The 17,391-nt window shown below is 51.7% G+C and carries 15 protein-coding genes; 6 read left to right on the plus strand and 9 right to left on the minus strand.

Annotated features, from left to right (window positions below):
- Positions 1-37: 37 nt before the first annotated feature.
- Positions 38-931 carry a LysR family transcriptional regulator ArgP gene (locus NXT09_RS08140; protein WP_010300546.1) on the plus strand — a complete coding sequence of 298 codons (894 nt, stop codon included), beginning with the start codon at positions 38-40 and terminating at the stop codon, positions 929-931.
- A 105-nt stretch (positions 932-1,036) separates the two neighbouring features.
- Here the strand turns inward: NXT09_RS08140 and NXT09_RS08145 are convergent, their stop codons facing one another.
- The 7 genes from NXT09_RS08145 to tkt form a co-directional block, all read right to left on the minus strand.
- Complete coding sequence (locus tag NXT09_RS08145) at positions 1,037-1,762, minus strand: oxidative stress defense protein (RefSeq protein ID WP_205551836.1); 726 nt, start codon at positions 1,760-1,762, stop codon at positions 1,037-1,039.
- A gap of 201 nt (positions 1,763-1,963) precedes the next feature.
- On the minus strand, positions 1,964-2,578 hold the full coding sequence (gene argO / locus NXT09_RS08150) for an arginine exporter ArgO (protein ID WP_205551811.1): 615 nt from the start codon (positions 2,576-2,578) through the stop codon (positions 1,964-1,966).
- Between the two features lie 232 nt (positions 2,579-2,810).
- Complete coding sequence (gene mscS / locus NXT09_RS08155) at positions 2,811-3,665, minus strand: small-conductance mechanosensitive channel MscS (RefSeq protein ID WP_205551814.1); 855 nt, start codon at positions 3,663-3,665, stop codon at positions 2,811-2,813.
- 135 nt (positions 3,666-3,800) lie between these two features.
- On the minus strand, positions 3,801-4,877 hold the full coding sequence (fbaA, locus tag NXT09_RS08160) for a class II fructose-bisphosphate aldolase (protein WP_268579373.1): 1,077 nt from the start codon (positions 4,875-4,877) through the stop codon (positions 3,801-3,803).
- Positions 4,878-5,014: 137 nt separating this feature from the next.
- Positions 5,015-6,178 carry a phosphoglycerate kinase gene (gene pgk / locus NXT09_RS08165; RefSeq protein ID WP_205551816.1) on the minus strand — a complete coding sequence of 388 codons (1,164 nt, stop codon included), beginning with the start codon at positions 6,176-6,178 and terminating at the stop codon, positions 5,015-5,017.
- Positions 6,179-6,250: 72 nt separating this feature from the next.
- Positions 6,251-7,267, minus strand: a complete 1,017-nt coding sequence (gene epd / locus NXT09_RS08170; protein ID WP_010681802.1) for an erythrose-4-phosphate dehydrogenase — start codon at positions 7,265-7,267, stop codon at positions 6,251-6,253.
- Between the two features lie 314 nt (positions 7,268-7,581).
- Positions 7,582-9,576, minus strand: a complete 1,995-nt coding sequence (gene tkt / locus NXT09_RS08175) for a transketolase (RefSeq protein ID WP_268579374.1) — start codon at positions 9,574-9,576, stop codon at positions 7,582-7,584.
- Between the two features lie 411 nt (positions 9,577-9,987).
- Between tkt and loiP the strand changes: the two genes are divergently transcribed.
- Positions 9,988-10,740 (plus strand): metalloprotease LoiP, encoded by a 753-nt coding sequence (gene loiP / locus NXT09_RS08180; RefSeq protein WP_039283589.1) that lies wholly within the window; start codon positions 9,988-9,990, stop codon positions 10,738-10,740.
- 674 nt (positions 10,741-11,414) lie between these two features.
- Positions 11,415-11,960, plus strand: coding sequence for a helix-turn-helix transcriptional regulator (locus NXT09_RS08185; protein WP_205555005.1), 546 nt, complete (start codon positions 11,415-11,417; stop codon positions 11,958-11,960).
- Positions 11,961-12,019: 59 nt separating this feature from the next.
- On the opposite strand, the gene speA is transcribed toward NXT09_RS08185, so the two are convergent.
- Both speA and NXT09_RS08195 read right to left on the minus strand, forming a co-directional pair.
- Positions 12,020-14,002, minus strand: a complete 1,983-nt coding sequence (speA, locus tag NXT09_RS08190) for a biosynthetic arginine decarboxylase (protein WP_039531128.1) — start codon at positions 14,000-14,002, stop codon at positions 12,020-12,022.
- Positions 13,995-14,153, minus strand: coding sequence for a hypothetical protein (locus tag NXT09_RS08195; RefSeq protein ID WP_005973095.1), 159 nt, complete (start codon positions 14,151-14,153; stop codon positions 13,995-13,997). The genes speA and NXT09_RS08195 overlap by 8 nt, the downstream gene beginning before the upstream one ends.
- Before the next feature lie 558 nt (positions 14,154-14,711).
- On the opposite strand from NXT09_RS08195, the gene metK reads away from it, so the two are divergent.
- From metK to endA, 3 genes are all read left to right on the plus strand, one after another.
- Positions 14,712-15,863, plus strand: coding sequence for a methionine adenosyltransferase (gene metK, locus NXT09_RS08200; protein ID WP_010285793.1), 1,152 nt, complete (start codon positions 14,712-14,714; stop codon positions 15,861-15,863).
- 111 nt (positions 15,864-15,974) lie between these two features.
- Entirely contained in the window at positions 15,975-16,487 is a 513-nt protein-coding gene (locus NXT09_RS08205; protein WP_268579375.1) for a SprT family zinc-dependent metalloprotease, read from the plus strand.
- Between the two features lie 96 nt (positions 16,488-16,583).
- Positions 16,584-17,282 carry a deoxyribonuclease I gene (gene endA / locus NXT09_RS08210; protein WP_010285795.1) on the plus strand — a complete coding sequence of 233 codons (699 nt, stop codon included), beginning with the start codon at positions 16,584-16,586 and terminating at the stop codon, positions 17,280-17,282.
- Positions 17,283-17,391 lie beyond the last annotated feature (109 nt).

Genomic DNA, 17,391 nt, shown 5'->3' on the forward strand with positions numbered 1-17,391 from the left:
GAAAAAAAACAGACTCATTCAGAGGATTTTGACTTTCATGAAACGCCCGGACTATCGAACGCTTCAGGCTCTGGATGCCGTCATCCGCGAGCGTGGTTTTGAACGCGCTGCCCAAAAATTGTGTATTACCCAATCTGCCGTTTCGCAGCGTATCAAACAGCTGGAAAACCTGTTCGGCCAGCCGCTATTGGTCAGAACCATTCCGCCTCGTCCTACAGAACAAGGGCAGAAACTGCTGGCTCTGCTTCATCAGGTCGAGCTGCTGGAAGAAGAATGGCTGGGCAATGAAACCAACAGCGATATCCCGCTGCTGCTGTCGCTGGCCGTGAATGCCGACAGTCTCGCAACCTGGCTGCTGCCTGCGTTACAACCGGTGCTGGTTGATTCACCGATTCGTCTTAATTTGCAGGTAGAAGATGAAACGCGCACGCAGGAAAGGCTGCGCCGGGGTGAAGTGGTCGGTGCCGTGAGTATTCAGTCTCAGCCGCTGCCAAGCTGTCTGGTGGATAAACTGGGTGCTCTGGACTATCTGTTTGTCGCGTCGCCGACTTTTGCCGCCCGCTATTTCCCCAATGGCGTGACGCGCTCGGCGCTGCTGCGCGCACCTGCGGTCGCCTTCGACCATCTGGATGATATGCATCAGGCTTTTTTACAGCAGAACTTTGATTTGTCGCCCGGCAGCGTTCCCTGCCATATCGTGAATTCGTCAGAAGCGTTTGTACAGCTAGCGCGTCAAGGTACAACCTGCTGCATGATCCCACATCTGCAAATCGAAAGAGAACTTGCCAATAACGAGTTAATCGACCTGACGCCGGGGCTGTTTCAGCGCCGGATGCTCTACTGGCACCGCTTCGCGCCGGAAAGCCGGATGATGAGAAAAGTGACGGATGCCCTGCTCTCGCACGGTCATCAGGTACTGCGGCAGTCATAACGTACTGAGATAGTACAAAAAATAGAGAGTAAAAAATAACAGGCCTGTCTGAGCAGGCCTGTTGGTATCATCAATGGGTTACACAACCGTATTTTAGCGTGAGCGTTACTGCGTACGCTGTAACTCAAACACGACATCCACCTGATCGTCAAAGTGAATGGTTTGCTGTTCATAGGTTTGTGCCGCTTCGCTTTGCACCGCGGCATCTGCCGTTTTGAACATCCGTGCCATTGGCATCGGCTGATAGTTGGCAACGTGATAGCGAACGCTGTAGATCGGCCCCAGCTTCGCGTTGAAGCCCTGCGCCAGCGCTTCCGCTTGACTCGTTGCCTGCTCAATGGCTTTCTTACGCGCTTCATCACGATAGGTTTCGGGGTTAGCCACGCCTAATTCTACCGTGCGAATCTCATTCAGGCCCGATTTCAGCGCCCCATCCAGCAGCTCGTTCAGTTTGTCTAACTGGCGCAGAGTGACTTCCACCTGACGCACCGCACGATAGCCTTTCAGCACCGAGCCACCTGTTTTCAGATAGTCATATTCTGGCTGCGTACGTAAATTGGCGGCATTGATATCTTTTTTCTCAATGCCATTTTTACCCAGAAAATCAAAATATTGTGCAACGCGGGCATCGACCTGCTTTTTCGCTTCCGCCGCATCCTTCGACGACACGCTCACTTCAATCGCCAGACGCGCGATATCCGGTGTCGCATCTACGCTGGATGTCCCTGACGTCACGATATGCGGGCCATCCGGCAATTCCGCAGCCTGTGCGGCTATCGACACACCGCCAAGTCCTACTGCGGCGGCCAGCGCCAGTGCATTGAGCTTCATCATACCTCGCTTCACACTCTCTCCTTACTTATGTTTCGTCACGCATGCCGCAGGCAGATTATTTGTGCCAACACGGTATCTTCCAGAATGAAAGAGACAAGACGGATTGCTTTACCGACCAACATAACGCATTACCAACTCCACACAATATAGGTGAATTTCTGAAACACAGCGTAAGGTGAGGTTATTTATTTCCAACCATCATTGCCAACCGTGACGCGCCAGCTGCAAGGCAATGCCCCACATCACTACGCCGACAAAAAAGTTGATGACCCGCTGTACCCGCGGCGTATTCAGCCACGGCGCCAGCCAGGAGGCCAATAGCGCCAGCGCAAAGAACCAGGTGAAAGAAGCCGTTATCGTACCCAGCGCAAACCAGCTTCGGGCATCGTCCGCAAACTGGCTCCCCAGACTCCCTAGCACCACAAAAGTATCCAGATAGACATGCGGATTCAGCCAGGTCACCGCCAACATGGTGGCAATAATGCGCCAGCGGCTTTGTTTCATCACTTCGGCACTGGCGAGGGCAATATTTTTGCTGAAGGCCGTTTTCATCGCTCCCCAGCCAAACCAGAGCAGAAACGCAACGCCGCCCCACGTCACCGCCCCCAACAGCAGTGAAGACTGACTCAGCAACGCGCTACCGCCAAAAATACCGGCGGCAATCAGCACCATATCGCTCAAGGCACATAACAGCGCCACCATCAGGTGATACTGCCGACGAATTCCCTGATTCATCACAAACGCATTCTGTGGCCCCAGAGGCAAAATCATCGCCGCCCCCAACAGAACGCCCTGTAAATACACCGCCCACATACTTCTCTCCTACCCCGTTTGTTGTTATCGCGGGGAGTGTATGGAAGCCGATTAGATAAGTGAAATTGAATATTCTAACGCTACATTAGCTAAGCTAATGATCTGAAGGCAGAGGAAGTCCGTGTCAGACGAGAAGATAATTTCTGACGATGCACCATGTCTTTATCGGCATGGTGCATGTCTGGTAGATCATGCCAGCGGGTTTACGCGGGCTGTTTCACTGGGCGCTAAGCTACGCAGAGGGGGCGTTTACGTCGTTATGCAGGTGCACATCCATCTGCGGATAAGGAATAGCAATACGGTGCTCATCCAGCACGCGTTTAAAGCTTTCCAGCAGATCCCAATACACCGCCTGCGCGTTACCGTTGGTTGTCCACACCCACACCACAAAATTCAGCGAGGATGCCGCCATTTCATTCAGGCGGATCGTGACGCCCTTGTCGTGCTGGATGCGCTCATCCGCCGCGACAATATCGCCCAGCAGCTTTTTCACCACGTCAATATCGGCATCATAGGCTACGCCAACAATAATTTCGGTACGGCGATCCGGTTCACGCGAGCTGTTGATGATATTGCCAGCAATGATTTTGCCATTCGGTACGACGATGATTTTGCCGTCAGACGTGCGCAGCGTCGTCGAGAAGATCTGTACCTGCGTGACCGAACCGGACACGCCGCCCAAATCCACCCATTCGCCGGTACGGAAAGGCCGGAAAATCACTAGTAAGACGCCCGCGGCAAAGTTGGCTAACGACCCCTGTAATGCCAGACCGACAGCCAAGCCCGCGGCACCCAGTACAGCAATCACCGATGCCGTCTGTACGCCAACCCGACTCAATACCGCAATCAGTGTGAACGCGATAATGCCATAGCGCACCAGCGCAGACAGGAAATCGGCCACGGTTGAATCGATAGAACGGTTAATCATCAGTTTATTGATGGTGCCGGAAACGATCCGAGCGATCACCAGACCAACGATGAGGATCACTAATGCTGCGACGATATTCACGGCATACTGCAAAAACAAGTTCTGGTGTGTCACCAACCAGTCCCCTGCCTGATCCAACCCCGTATTAAGTTCTTCCATTTGAACGCTCCTGTTTTTTAATCACTGGGACAGCATAACGTCCCTAACTGAAACCGCAACATTGAGTCCCAAAAGCCCCAAAAATTAAGGCTCCCGTAGGAGCCTTAGCATCAAATCATGTTTACGTCGTCTGACTTACAGCACGTCAACAGCATTAAGCTCTTTGAACGCTTGTTCCAGACGAGTCACCATGCTTGCCTGTGAGGCACGCAGCCACACACGTGGGTCATAGTATTTCTTGTTCGGCTGATCTTCGCCTTTCGGGTTACCCAACTGGCCTTGCAGATACGCTTCGTTTTCTTTGTAGTATTTCAGGATACCTTCCCACGTTGCCCACTGGGTATCGGTATCGATGTTCATTTTCACTACGCCGTAGCTAACGGAATCTTTGATTTCCTGAGCGCTGGAACCAGAACCGCCGTGGAATACGAAGTCCAGGCTGTTGTGCGGCAGGTTATGTTTCTTAGAAACATATTCCTGAGAATCACGCAGGATGGTCGGGGTCAGTTTCACGTTACCTGGCTTGTATACGCCATGCACGTTACCGAAAGAAGCAGCGATAGTGAAACGTGGGCTGATCGCGTTCAGTTTAGTGTACGCGTAGTCAACGTCTTCTGGCTGGGTGTACAGAGCAGAAGCATCCATGTGGCTGTTATCCACACCGTCTTCTTCACCACCAGTACAACCCAGTTCGATTTCCAGGGTCATATCGATTTTGGCCATACGCGCCAAATACTTAGAGCAGATCTCGATGTTCTCTTCCAGAGACTCTTCAGACAGGTCGATCATGTGAGAAGAGAACAGCGGTTTGCCAGTCACAGCAAAGTGTTTTTCACCCGCATCCAGCAGGCCATCGATCCACGGCAGCAATTTCTTCGCACAGTGGTCGGTGTGCAGGATTACTGGCACGCCATAGTGTTCAGCCATTTGATGCACATGATGAGCGCCAGAAATCGCACCCAAAATTGCCGCCTGCTGACCTTCTGCTTTCAGGCCTTTACCGGCGATAAATGCTGCACCGCCGTTGGAGAACTGAACGATAACTGGCGCGCGCACTTTGGCTGCGGCTTCCAGCACAGCATTGATTGAGTCGCTACCGACACAGTTCACTGCTGGCAAGGCGAATTTGTTTTCTTTTGCTACTGCGAAAACTTTCTGAACGTCATCACCAGTGATGACACCGGGTTTTACGAAATCAAAAATTTTAGACATGTTACGTGTCCCGTTTCGTTGGCCGTGGAGGGGTTAGAGAAATCGATGTTAAATCGACAGGTTGTCTCGACACGATACTGCGAACATCACATATCGAGACAACCACAGGAAAGAGGAAAAGCGCCCCTTACCTTAAATTATTGCTTGGCGCGTTCTTCCAGCATAACCACTGCTGGCAGTTTTTTCCCTTCGACAAATTCGAGGAATGCGCCGCCACCAGTAGAAATGTAGGAGATTTTATCTGCAATACCAAACAGATCGATCGCAGCCAGCGTATCACCGCCACCTGCGATGGAGAACGCGTCGCTATCTGCGATAGCACGGGCGATGGTCTCAGTTCCTTTACGGAAATTAGGGAACTCGAAGACACCAACTGGGCCATTCCACAGGATGGTCTTGGCATTCTTCAGAATTTCAGCCAGACGCTCAGCAGACACATCACCCAGATCCAGAATCTGCTCTTCGTCTTTGATTGCCGTAACTGACTTCAGCGTTGCTGTTGCAGTTTCAGAGAATTCTGACGCAACACGCACATCGCTCGGTACAGGAATATCACAGGTTTCCAGCAGCTTTTTCGCTTCAGAAATCAGGTCAGCTTCGTACAGGGATTTACCCACGTTGTGGCCTTGTGCAGCAACGAAGGTGTTGGCGATACCGCCACCGACGATCAGCTGATCGGCGATTTTAGATAAGGAATCCAGTACGGTCAGCTTGGTGGAAACTTTAGAACCACCAACGATAGCGACCATCGGACGAGCTGGCTCGCTCAAGGCTTTACCCAGTGCTTCCAGCTCACCAGACAGCAGCGGGCCCGCACAGGCGATAGGGGCAAATTTACCCACGCCGTGGGTTGAAGCCTGCGCACGGTGTGCCGTACCGAATGCATCCATTACGAACACATCACACAGCGCCGCGTATTTTTGGGACAGGACTTCGTCGTCTTTCTTCTCGCCTTTGTTAAAGCGGACGTTTTCCAGTACAACCAGCTCACCTTCGGCGACATCAACACCGTCCAGGTAATCTTTCGCCAGACGCACAGGAGAAGACAGTTTTTCTTTCAGGTAGTCAACGACAGGCAGCAGAGAAAATTCTTCGTTGTACTCGCCTTCGGTCGGGCGTCCCAGGTGGGAAGTGACCATAACGCGAGCGCCTTGTTTCAGAGCGATTTCGATGGTCGGCAGAGAGGCACGGATGCGCGCATCAGACGTCACTTTCCCTTCCTTTACTGGTACGTTCAGATCCGCACGAATAAGAACACGTTTACCAGCCAGATCCAGATCGGTCATCTTAATTACAGACATGGTGAATCCTCTTGTTGATTCTCTTTTAAAGTTGCTTGAGCGAGATAGCGACCCCAGATCGCCACCGTCGTACTAGAAACCGCTGGCCGCCATCGCCCGTGTTGTATCCAACATCCGGTTGGCAAAGCCCCATTCGTTATCGCACCAGACCAATGTTTTAATCAGATGCTGACCACTGACCCGTGTCTGCGTGCCGTCGACAATGGCACTGTGCGGATCGTGGTTAAAATCAGCCGACACTAACGGCAATTCAGTGTAATCAACTATACCACGAAACGACTCATGCGCTGATTTTTGCAATAGTGCGTTAATTTCATTCACATTTACGGCTTTCCTGACGCTAACGCTCAGGTCAATTGCCGTGACGTTAATCGTCGGTACACGCACCGAGATCGCCTCAAAACGATCGACAAACTGCGGAAAAATACGGGTGATCCCCGCAGACAGTTTAGTATCTACCGGAATGATCGACTGGCTGGCGGCTCGTGTACGCCGCAGATCGTGATGATAAGCATCGATCACCGGTTGATCGTTCATCGACGAGTGAATCGTCGTCACCGTCCCATTCTCGATACCAAACGCATCATCCAGCAGTTTGATGACCGGGATAATGCAGTTAGTCGTACAAGATGCATTGGAAACAATGCGGTGCCCGCTTTCCAACTGGTGGTGATTGACGCCAAACACCACCGTGGCATCCAGATCCGTCGTTCCCGGATGAGAAAACAGCACTTTCTTCGCACCTGCCGCCAGATGGGCTTCTCCATCTTCTCGGCTCCCGTAGACGCCGCTGCAATCCAGCACGATATCGACACCGAGTTCTCGCCAGGGCAAAGACTGAATCTCTGCCTGATGCAACAGACGAATACAGTCATCACCGACATAAAGCTGGTCGCACTCCTGACGAACATCCCACGAAAAACGGCCGTGGCTGGAGTCATACTTGAGCAAATGCGCCATACCTTCCGCGCTCGCCAGCTCATTAATCGCCACAACCGTAATCTCGGCTCGGCGGCCCGATTCATACAGCGCACGTAAAACACTGCGGCCGATGCGGCCAAAACCGTTTATCGCAATACGAATCGTCATGGCGTTCCTTGTGATTCCTTGTGTCGTGGCAGGGTTACCCAGCGCATAGGATATACCCTTCTTAGACACCAGAGAACCCCTGGAGAAACGCCGTCAGCACAACAACTGAAACGCTTCAGCTAGCATAAACGAATTAATGCATAAAAGAAATATTCTCGTCTGGCACACACAAGAAGAGTGACCTGCGTCATAAAAATGAAAAAACCGCGATCGAAGGGCAGACAACGCGCATTGAGAGGTGGGTTAAATTAAAGATGAAAAAAAGCCGCCAGCGCTAGCTGACGGCTTCTCATATCGAGATTAACGCGGCGTGATTACTTCAGCAGCGCCTGCGCTTTTTCAACGACGTTATCGACGGTGAAGCCGAACTCTTCGAACAGCAGCTCAGCCGGAGCCGATTCGCCGAAGCTCGTCATGCCGACAATCGCGCCGTTCAGGCCGACGTACTTGAACCAGTAGTCCGCAATACCCGCTTCAATCGCGACGCGTGCCGATACCGCTTTTGGCAGCACCGCTTCACGATAGGCCGCATCCTGCTTGTCGAACGCATCCGTAGACGGCATCGACACGACGCGTACCTTACGGCCTGCAGCAGTCAGTTTGTCATACGCGCCGACAGCCAGTTCAACTTCAGAACCCGTCGCAATCAGGATCAGCTCAGGTTGACCTTCGCTGTCTTTCAGCACGTAGCCACCTTTCGCCACGTTCGCCAACTGTTCAGCGGTACGTGACTGCTGTGCCAGATTCTGACGAGACAGGATCAGCGACGTCGGGCCATCCTGACGCTCAATGGCGTATTTCCACGCCACCGCTGTTTCCACCTGGTCTGCCGGACGCCAGTTGCTCATGTTCGGCGTGACGCGCAGGCTGGCCAGCTGTTCAACCGGCTGGTGAGTCGGGCCGTCTTCGCCCAGACCGATGGAGTCGTGGGTGTAAACGTAGATGCTGCGGATTTTCATCAGCGCGGCCATACGCACGGCATTACGCGCGTATTCCACGAACATCAGGAAGGTCGCGGTGTACGGTACAAAACCACCGTGCAGCGCAATCCCGTTGGCAATCGCCGTCATACCGAATTCACGCACGCCGTAGTGGATGTAGTTACCCGCGTGGTCTTTATCCAGTGAAACAGAACCAGACCAGATGGTCAGGTTGCTCGGCGCCAGGTCAGCGGAGCCGCCCAGGAATTCCGGCAGCAGTTTGCCGTAAGCTTCCAACGCGTTCTGTGACGCTTTGCGGCTGGCGATTTTCGCCGGATTCGCCTGCAAATCGTCGATAAATTTCTGTGCGTCAGCCTGCCAGTTGGCTGGCAATTCACCGCCGGTGCGGCGTTTGAACTCGGCAGCCAGTTCAGGGTACGCGCTGGCGTAGGCGGCAAACGCCTCATCCCACGCGGCTTCCTTACGCTGACCGGCCGGTTTGGCATCCCATGCGGCATAAATGTCGGCGGGGATATCAAACGGCGCGTGCGCCCAGCCCAGCTGTTCGCGGGAAGCCGCCACTTCTGCATCACCCAGCGGTGCACCGTGGGAATCATGCGTACCGGCCTTGTTCGGTGAACCGAAGCCAATCACGGTTTTGCACATCAGCAGCGACGGCTTGTCGGTCACCAGTTGTGCTTCACCGATAGCGCGCTTGATAGCGTCCGCATCGTGACCGTCCACGCCGCGCACAACGTGCCAGCCGTAGGCTTCAAAGCGGGCCGCGGTATCGTCGGTAAACCAGCCTTCAACGTGACCGTCGATGGAGATGCCGTTGTCATCATAAAACGCGGTCAGTTTGCCGAGCTTCATGGTACCTGCCAGCGAGCAGACTTCGTGAGAAATCCCTTCCATCATGCAGCCGTCGCCCAGGAAAGCGTAGGTGTGATGGTCGACAATCTCGTGGCCCGGACGGTTGAACTGCGCTGCCAGCGTGCGCTCGGCAATCGCCATACCTACTGCGTTGGCAACGCCCTGACCCAGCGGGCCGGTGGTGGTTTCAACACCGGCGGTATAGCCGTATTCAGGGTGGCCTGGCGTTTTGGAATGCAGTTGACGGAAGTTTTTCAGTTCTTCAATCGGCAGATCGTAGCCGGAGAGATGCAGCAGGCTGTAAATCAGCATGGACGCGTGGCCGTTGGACAGCACGAAGCGATCACGGTTAGCCCAGTTAGGGTTGGTCGGATTATGGTTAAGATAATCGCGCCACAGCACTTCGGCGATATCGGCCATGCCCATCGGTGCACCAGGGTGACCGGATTTGGCTTTCTGCACCCCATCCATGCTCAGCGCACGGATAGCATTGGCAAGTTCTTTACGAGAGGACATGCTTGACTCCAGATCGGATTGAACGACTGCCCTTCTTGAATAATCGATAAAAAACAACAATTTAAACAAGAGTGACAAAATAAATATGATTACAAATGTACATGAAAAGCAGAGGGAATGCACATGGAACCGTGAGCAAAAAACAGGGATTTATCGGCTGACGAATCAATGGCGGTTCTTTTACCAATTATGCAGTTGATTACAGCGCCATACGCCATGTTTTCTAGTGGGTTTGCCTTTATTCATCGCACCTTTTTGGAACGCACAAAAAATAAAGTTCATCGCCAACGGTGATATCGGAAAGCATACAAATCAGATTTTCCGATCTATTTCTCCACGCGGTTTTCGGGTAGGTTATAGCCGATTTTCTTTCGTATTAAAAAACAAACACTATCGTAGGGAGATGATTTTATGGCAATTCGTTCTTCTGTACTGGCGCTGTGTGTAGCAACCTTGCTGACTGGCTGCCAGAACTTAAACACCAATACCTTAATGCAATCCGGCGCACAGGCTTTCCAGGCGGCAACACTCAGCGATGCTGATGTGAAATCGCTCAGCAATCAGTCCTGTGAGCAAATGGATAAAGAAGCAAAGATTGCCCCTGCCGACAGCAAATACACACAGCGCCTGAATAAAATTGCAGATGCATTGGGTCATGACATCAACGGCACACCAGCCAACTATAAGGTTTATCTGACCAAAGACGTTAACGCCTGGGCAATGGCTAACGGCTGCATCCGCGTATACAGCGGCCTGATGGATATGATGAACGACAACGAAGTGGAAGGCGTTCTCGGCCACGAAATTGGCCACGTTGCGCTGGGCCACACGCGTAAAGCCATGCAGGTTGCCTATGCGGCGACGGCTGCACGTACTGCCATTGGCTCTGCGGGTGGCGTAGCGGCGTCCCTGTCACAGTCTCAACTCGCCGATCTGGGAGAAAAACTGGTTAATTCCCAATTCTCTCAAACTCAGGAAACGCAGGCAGATGACTATTCCTTCGATCTGCTGAAGAAACGTGGCGTCAAGCTGGAAGGTCTGGCAAGCAGCTTTGAAAAACTGGCCAAACTTGATGCCGGTCGTGAGAGCAGCATGTTCGATTCCCATCCTTCATCGGAAGGACGTGCCAAACACATTCGTGAGCGTATCGCTGCCGAGAAATAATCACACACGCTGATTACTCGCAAAGAGCACACACTGGGGCAATTGAAAAAATCTCAATTGCCCGCTAGTCATCCGACCACTATCATCCCCATCATATTCACGGTAAGCTGCGGCATAACCGCTATCTCCAATCGCTTCTATCCTCACAATGATAGGATTTAAGAATTAATAGATATAAATAGATAGCTATTTTCAATCGTATTTACTTTCCGTTCTCTTTTTAAGAAACGAATCTCGGCAGATTTCCAGATTCCGAGCACAGCAATCCGTGAATGCGCAGCATACGGAAAACAGGCAATCATGATTAGCACGGAGACATACGTCGCAATAAACAAGAATGATGGAGTAACCCCCTGTATTTAAAGATAGAAATAAACCAGTAAATCAAGCATACTATGTTAAACCAATAAAATTTTTTCCAGTTTGATCATATAGATATATGATAAAACCTATTGTCGCGTCCGCAGGTTTCTCTAGAGGCTCCACCTTTTAGCGATTTAAAGGCATTTCAGGATCGCGATTTCTTAATAACTGGATAACATCAGCAGCGATTATTGGTTTATGGCCACTTTCAGACAATAAACTCATATGTGTTAAAAATCATGGATGTGAGAATTTTCAGTAAATGCAATTTTACCACGGTAGGATTACGGGAAATCCTATCCAGTATCCCTATGCTCTCGATAAAACCCGTCAACAGGTTTACGCTGCAGCAAGGAAAGAAGAAATGTATTTTCATCATTGACGGTAGCAGCGAGGGCTTTGAGGAATACTACGAGTCGATAAGAACCCACTTTTATAATATGGCGTCGTCATTCGTGATCATCAATAATTCCCCCAATCACCCTCCCGTGTGCATTGACGAAAAAACGATTCTTATTTCAAAGTCAGCAGCCATCGATTCTTTTTATAAATTACTCGATTTCGTCCACCTTCACGACCGCCGTTTATTCAGTCCCGTCAGACTGTCAAAATCTGAATATGCCGTATTCCAGCATTGGTGTGCGGGCTACACAGCGGAAGCGATTGCCGACATCATCGGATTAAATAAGAAGTCCGTACTGAACAGCAAATCACGATTACTGAATAAATATGGCGTTCAGGATAAAAACTCTTTACTGCTTATTGCTAAAATTATCTTCAAAGACAGCGTCATTGAAGAATTTGATTCCCTTCCAAAACCAGCAGCCGATATCAATATCAGTAATTCGCTTATCTAAGCGATAGCCGAAAAAAAAGGGATGCTCACTCGCATCCCTTTTTACTCAGTCAGTCACACTTATTCTTCATCTTCCAAATAAGTATAGCCGTACAGCCCGCTTTCAAACTCCTCCAGGAACTGCGCCTGAAGTTCGGTATCCAGATCGGTTTCTTTCACCTGATCGCGGAAACGGGTCATCAGCACTTTGGGGTCAAGCTGCACATATTCCAGCATGTCAGCAACCGTATTCCCTTCGTCAGATTCTTCAATCTCAACGGTGCCATCCTGAAAGACAAACACGTCAACGGTCGATGTATCGCCAAACAGGTTATGCATATTCCCCAGAATTTCCTGATAGGCACCGACCATAAAGAAGCCCAACAGCGGCGGATTTTCTGGATCGTAAGGCGGCATTGGCATCGTCGTCGCGATCCCGTCACCATCGACATAATGATCGATCGTACCATCGGAATCACAGGTGATGTCGAGCACGACAGCACGGCGCTCAGGTGGCTTATTTAGCCCTTCCAACGGCATGACCGGGAACAACTGATCGATCCCCCATGCATCCGGCATGGATTGGAACAGCGAGAAGTTGACATACAGCTTGTCAGCCATCCGCTCCTGTAATTCATCAATTACCGGCCGATGCGCACGGTTGCTCGGATCCAGCTGTTCCTGAATCATCTGACAGATGCTCAGATAAAGCTGCTCTGCTTTCGCGCGCTGCGTCAGATCCAACATGCCGTGCGTGTATTGGGTATGCACATCGTGCAAGTCCATCTGGCTGTCGTGCAGCCATTCACGCAGCGAGCGGCGTTTCCCCGGCTGCTTGATTTCTTTCCAGGTTGACCACAGGCTCTCCAGCGCACGCGGATCGCCTTCTTCCGGCTCAGTCGGGTCACTGAACTCGTTGCGTTCAACACCGATGATATTGGAAACCAACACGGTATGGTGCGCGGTTACCGCACGGCCAGACTCGGTGATAACTGTCGGATGCGGCAACCCATGTTCGTTACAGGCATCACCGATGCCCCAAATCACGTTGTTGGCGTATTCGTTCAGGCCATAGTTCACTGAACAATCGGACTGAGAGCGCGTTCCTTCATAATCCACGCCCAACCCGCCACCGACGTCGAAGCACTGGATATTTACGCCCAGCTTATGCAGTTCAACGTAGAAGCGTGCGGATTCACGCACGCCCGTCGCGATATCACGGATATTCGCCAACTGCGATCCCAGATGGAAATGCAGCAGTTGCAGGCTATCCAAGCGCCCCGCTTCACGCAGCATCTCAACCAGTTGCAGCACCTGAACCGCCGCCAGACCAAACTTGGATTTTTCACCGCCGCTGGATTGCCACTTGCCCGACCCCTGAGAAGCCAGACGCGCACGGACGCCAAGGCGTGGTACCACATTCAAGCGCTCGGCTTCTTCCAGCACCAGCCGGATTTCGGACATCTTCTCGATGACCAGATAAACCTTGTGGCCCAGCTTTTCGCCGATGAGTGCCAGACGGATGTATTCACGGTCTTTGTAGCCGTTACACACAATCACCGTGCGGGTCATACCTGCGTGGCCCAGTACCGCCATCAGCTCCGCTTTTGAACCGGCTTCCAGACCCAACGGTTCACCGGAATTAGCCAGTGACTCAATGACGCGACGATGCTGGTTAACCTTGATCGGATAAACCAGAAAATACCCGCCTTCATAGCCAAATGACTCGCGAGCCTGTTTAAACGCAGCGTTAATAGAACGCAGGCGATGCTGAAGGATTTGCGGAAAGCAGAACAGCGCAGGAAGGCGCTGATGGTTATCTTTCTGCATATCTTTGACCAATCTGGCCAGATCGACGCGAGCTTCTGGTACGTCAGGATCCGGGCACACGCTAATGTGGCCGAGTTCATTGACGTCATAGTAATTATTGCCCCACCAGGCAATATTGTAAGTACGAAGCATTTCGCTGGCATTACGGTCATTCATGGCAACCTCCTGCATAGAGCGCAAATTTTCATGTTTACCCGTCGCTGACGAGCCGTGATGAATCATGTCGTCAGACATAACGAACCTCTTCTTTTTCTAGACTGCTGATCACATCAGTACCTGAATAAACAGCCCACATGAGCATACCTGCAACATGCGGCATCGACAGTGAAAAAACCGGCGTAGTGAAGTATGCCGTCACTTTATTACTCTTATTAGTGTAAAACACGTTGTCAGGCTCCGTGTTACGGGTCGATAAAACTCGTTGTGAAAATCACCGGGCGAACGTGACCAGAAAGACGCTAAACGCTTCTGGCAGAAAGAATAACAGGCAGGTTAACCAGCCCTGGAGTCCTGTGTCGAATTTAAAGACAGGCTACGTCGAGAAACGGAAAAGAAGGGTTGAGTCGCGGACGCGGTAGCGTCAAAAGGGACATATTGCGAACGCAATATACTCAGTAAACAACGGATCATTAATCCTACCACCTCCACGTGCGCCGCAGGCTATGCGGTCAGCTATCAATAAAAAATTCAAGATGTCGCGGGTTGCATCACCGCTCGCCGTTTATACCTACATGCTGCTGGAAAAGCAAAATGAAAATTACCGCTAGTCATCTCTTGTAAAAGAAAAAACGGCCGATGATAAAAGGACGATGGCGCGCTAATGCGAAAAACTACTGGCACTGAGACCACAAGGTGACCTAGAATAGCCATCCAGATGTTAATCCGTCTATACCGATTAACTGATACACTGCTTAACGGCTTTGATTTGAAGGTAAAGAAACTCATGGCTAAACACCTTTTTACGTCCGAGTCAGTCTCTGAAGGACATCCTGATAAAATTGCTGACCAGATTTCTGATGCGGTTCTCGACGCCATTCTGGAGCAAGACCCAAAAGCGCGTGTCGCTTGTGAGACTTATGTAAAGACCGGCATGGTGTTAGTCGGTGGTGAAATTACCACCAGCGCCTGGGTCGACATCGAAGAAATTACCCGCCGTACCGTGCGTGATATCGGTTATGTCAATTCTGAAATGGGCTTTGATGCTAACTCTTGCGCCGTACTGAGCGCGATTGGCAAGCAGTCTCCTGATATCAATCAGGGCGTTGATCGCCGCGATCCGCTGGAACAAGGCGCAGGCGATCAGGGTCTGATGTTCGGTTACGCAACTAACGAAACCGACGTCCTGATGCCCGCACCTGTGACTTATGCACACCGTCTGGTTCAGCGCCAGTCAGAAGTCCGCAAGAGCGGTTCTCTGCCGTGGCTCCGCCCGGATGCAAAAAGCCAGGTTACGTTCCTGTACGACGATGGCAAGATTGCCGGCATCGATGCCGTGGTACTGTCTACCCAGCATTCAGAAGACATCAGCCAGAAAGATCTGCATGAAGCGGTGATGGAAGAGATCATCAAACCGGTTCTGCCTGCAGAATGGCTGTCTGCCAATACCAAATATTTCATCAACCCAACCGGACGCTTTGTTATCGGCGGTCCAATGGGTGACTGCGGTTTGACTGGCCGTAAAATCATCGTTGATACCTACGGCGGCGCGGCACGTCACGGCGGCGGTGCGTTCTCCGGTAAGGATCCGTCTAAAGTAGACCGTTCTGCTGCCTATGCTGCCCGCTATGTCGCCAAGAATATCGTCGCGGCTGGCCTGGCCGATCGCTGCGAAATTCAGGTGTCCTACGCTATCGGCGTGGCAGAACCCACGTCTATCATGCTCGAAACCTTCGGCACAGAGAAAGTGTCTACCGAGCAGTTGACGCTGCTGGTGCGTGAATTCTTCGATCTGCGTCCTTACGGCTTAATCCAGATGCTGGATCTGCTGCATCCGATTTATCAGGAAACCGCAGCCTATGGTCACTTTGGTCGCGAACATTTCCCGTGGGAAAAAACGGACAAAGCCGCAGAGCTGCGCGAAGCTGCGGGCCTGTAATCTGGCGATTCAATAAACACCAAACGGCGAATGAAAATTCGCCGTTTTTCATTCTACCTCCCCCCGCTTCGCCTATTGCGTCTCTCAGCCACTCAATTTATGCTCACAGCAATGAACACACCCCGAATCCCCATTGCCAGCCATCAGGCTGTGATGCGCTGTCTGCGTGATAAATTGCAGCAAGCTAACCTCACCTTACAGACGAACTACACCGAGCCAACAGTCAATTACCAGCAACGCGGTTCAACGGCAGGAACGGCCTGGCTGCAACACTGGGAAATTCGGCTGAACCCCGTCTTGTTGCAGGAAAACCAGCAGGCCTTTATCGATGAAGTGGTTCCCCATGAGTTGGCCCATCTGCTGGTTTATGCACGTTTTGGCCGTGTCGCACCGCATGGCAAGGAATGGCGCTGGATGATGGAAAGCGTCCTGCACGTCCCGGCAAAACGCACGCATCGGTTTGCAGTGCAGTCCGTACAGGGGAAAACCTTCACCTACCTGTGTGATTGCCAACGGCATGAGCTGACGATCCGCCGGCACAATCGGGTGCTGCGCGGCGAAACAGAATATCGCTGTCGTCGTTGCGGAAAAACCTTACGTCATGATGTAAAAAGTTCTATTTAAAAGGGAATTTCCAGTTTTAAAAACTGCTTTTGCATTTGCCTGCCGACGAGACATCCGGTAGTCTGCCAACTTTATAGCCTGTGGATTATTTGGAATATGCTACGCAAAATTCTCGCTATCGCCGCCGTAGGCGCGGGTCTGTTTTCGGCCACCGCGCTGGGTCAAAACATCAATAATTTTTCGCAGGCAAAGGCCGCTGCTGTCGACATTAATCGCGATGCGCCGGGTTCGTTCTACTGTGGCTGCAAGATTACGTGGCAGGGCAAGAAAGGCACGCCCGACCTTGAGTCCTGTGGCTATCAGGTGAGGAAAAATGAGCAGCGTGCCAGCCGTATCGAGTGGGAGCACGTTGTACCGGCCTGGCAATTCGGCCACCAGCGCCAGTGCTGGCAGGATGGCGGCAGAAAGAACTGTAACAGCGACCCTGTCTACCGCGAGATGGAAACCGATTTGCATAACCTGCAACCTGCTATCGGCGAAGTAAATGGCGATCGCGGTAATGCCATGTATGGGCAATGGAACGGCGGTGCATCCCAATATGGTCAATGCGAGATGAAGGTCGACTTCAAAAATAATCTGGCAGAACCGCCCGCTCGCGCTCGCGGCCAGATTGCGCGTACCTATTTCTATATGCGCGACCGCTATCAGTTACGTCTTTCCAGCCAGCAGACTCAGCTGTTCGAAGCCTGGGATAAGCAGTACCCGGTCACCCAGTGGGAATGTACCCGCAATCAGCGCATCGCCGCAAAACAGGGAAACCCAAATCCCTACGTTCAACAGGCTTGCCAGCGCTAGTTCCTCTACCTACTATAGCGAATCTGTTTCCAGCAAAACCACCGCCAAATGACGGTGGTTTTGCCTATTTCTGGCGTTTCCGCGCCGCTCTATTTTATTCAAAGGTCTG

It is taken from the genome of Pectobacterium jejuense, from assembly GCF_026800125.1.
Taxonomy (GTDB): domain Bacteria; phylum Pseudomonadota; class Gammaproteobacteria; order Enterobacterales; family Enterobacteriaceae; genus Pectobacterium; species Pectobacterium jejuense.